Consider the following 956-nt stretch of genomic DNA (forward strand, 5'->3'; position numbering starts at 1 on the left):
CACCCGGGCGAAGGTGCGCCCGTACCGGGCGGCCTTGTACTCCAGCATGGCTGTGAAGCCGGCCCACGCTGCGTCGTGCACCGACTTGGCAAGCCGGGTCCGGCCGAGACCGGCGACGCACAGGTCCTCGACGTACACCGCTTGGTTCTCGCGGATCAACGTCGTGGACAGCTTGTGCTGCCAGTCCCGCCGGGTGTCGGCAACCCGGGCGTGCGCCCGAGCGACCTTGATGACTGCCTTCCTGCGGTTGTTGCTGCCCGGCTGCTTGCGGGCGAGCGCCTATTGCAACCGTTTGAGCTTGCGGGCCGCGCGCCGCAGGAACTTCGGTGCGGTGACCTTCGTACCGTCCGACAGCACCGCGAAGTGCGTCAGCCCGAGGTCGATGCCCACCTCCGAGTCCAGCTCGGGCAGCGGCTCGTCGGTGCTCTGGACGACGAACGAGGCGAAGTACCGCCCGGCCGCGTCCTTGATGATCGCCACGCTGGACGGGTCCGATGGCAGCGTCCGTGACCAGCGGACCACGAGGTCGCCGATCTTCGGCAGCCGCAGGCGTCCGTTGTCGAGAACCTTGAACCGGGAGTTCTTCGTGAACCGCATGGCCTGCCGGTTGTCCTTGCGGGACCGGAACCGTGGCGGTGCGACCTTGCGACCATTGCGCTTGCCGGTGACCGAGGCAAAGAAGTTGCGGTAGGCGGTGTTCAGATCCGCGAGGGCCTGCTGCAACACCACGGCCGAAACCTCGCCCAGCCACGCCCGTTCCGGCGTCGTCTTGGCCCGCGTGATGACCTGCTTGGACAGTTCGGCGTCCGAGACGTACGGCAAGCCCTGCTCACGGGCTTGCCGGCGCAGCCTGAGCGCGTCGTTGAACACCACCCGCGCGCACCCGAACGCCCGCGCCAGCTCGATCTGCTGGCCAGGCGTCGGATACACGCGGAAGTTGTAACGGAGCTGCACGA

At 67.9% G+C, this 956-nt stretch carries 1 protein-coding gene and 1 pseudogene; both read right to left on the reverse strand.

Annotated features, from left to right (window positions below):
* Positions 1 to 264: pseudogene (locus tag ABD332_RS60430) on the reverse strand (RNA-guided endonuclease InsQ/TnpB family protein); the annotation flags it as partial.
* A gap of 15 nt (positions 265 to 279) precedes the next feature.
* A partial coding sequence (locus ABD332_RS59880) for an RNA-guided endonuclease InsQ/TnpB family protein (protein WP_344516098.1) occupies positions 280 to 956 on the reverse strand: 677 nt, incomplete at its 5' end.

The organism is Dactylosporangium maewongense (assembly GCF_039531485.1).
GTDB lineage: Bacteria > Actinomycetota > Actinomycetes > Mycobacteriales > Micromonosporaceae > Dactylosporangium > Dactylosporangium maewongense.